Source organism: Novosphingobium acidiphilum DSM 19966 (genome assembly GCF_000429005.1).
GTDB lineage: Bacteria > Pseudomonadota > Alphaproteobacteria > Sphingomonadales > Sphingomonadaceae > Novosphingobium > Novosphingobium acidiphilum.
This window is the reverse complement of record NZ_KE386832.1, coordinates 1-1,216: the sequence shown is the minus strand read 5'-3', so window position 1 is coordinate 1,216 and position 1,216 is coordinate 1. Positions and strand designations below refer to the sequence as shown.

Sequence of the window (1,216 nt, the reverse complement as noted above, 5' to 3'; positions counted from 1 at the left end):
CACCACGATCGGTGCGATTGCCGATACGGCAGCCAACCTTGCCCAGGCAGGCGGTGCCGGACTGGCGAGCCTGGCCGGCCACCTGGCCGCAGGCGGCACGATCACCGCAACGACCGCAGCCAACGCGACCCAGGGCGCCACCCTGTCGAGCCAGGCGACGCCCGTGGTCTATAGCGTCAGCGACACCGCCGCCGCGATTGCAGCGGCCAGCTTCGGCACCGCCGATGCGCCGGTAAACATCACAGCGACCGGTACCACCACGGTTGCGGGTGCATTGGCGATCAATGCCGCGGGCGCGACCGGATCGGTGACAATCGGCGGCGTGGTCGACACGGCAGCAAACATTGCCACCCATATATCGATTGCGGGAACCGGTTTCCTGTCGGATGTCGGATCGATCCACGCGACAGGCACTGCCAGCGTCGCCGAATTGTGGCTGATTGCCGGCGCATCCAACACCGGTGTGAAGACGGTAGACGCAGTTACCGATACAGCGGCTGCGATCGCCAATGTCACGCACGGACAGTTCCAACTGGTCAGCGGCGCGGTAACGGCCAACACCGCGGCGACCGCTGCCCAGGTGTCCGCGTTCGAGGGCTTTGGCCATGTCATAACATTCACCCAGGTGACCGACACGGCCGCCAATCTGCAGACCGTGCTGTCCGACCTGACGGGCACGACCGTGATCGCCACGGGCGCAGCCACGGCGGCGCAGGCCACCGCGCTGGCCGCCGCTGGCGCATCGAGCCTGAGCATTGCCGCTGTCAGCGACACCGCGGCCAACCTGGCATCGACCAGCGACAGCGTGTTGTCCGATGTGACCGGCGCCGTCACGGCGACGACCACGGCGAGCGCGGCACAGGCCGTGACGCTGGCGGGCTTTACCCATGCCGTAACCTTTGGCGTGTCGGACACGGCGGCGAATCTGCTGTCGCAAGCCTCGACCAGCTATCTGGGTCATGCTGCTGCGGTCACCGCGACCGGTTCGACCACGGCGGTGCAGGCCTTTGCGTTGCAGGGCGATGTGGCCAACGGTGTTACCGCGCAGATCGCGCTGATTTCCGACACCGCGGCCGATTACAATGCCGAGCTTGCCGCAGGTCTCAGCCTGACCGGGGTGAGCGCCATCAACATCATCGGCGCGGCCAGCGTTGCGCAGGCGCAAGCGATTGTGGCGGCTGATGCGCAGGCGTTGATCCCGGCGATTTCGGATACA

General features: G+C 66.6%; 1 protein-coding gene. It reads left to right on the top strand.

Annotated features, from left to right (window positions below):
• The coding region (locus tag G404_RS19680) for a hypothetical protein (RefSeq protein WP_036522018.1) at nucleotides 1-1,216 on the top strand (1,216 nt) is incomplete at both ends.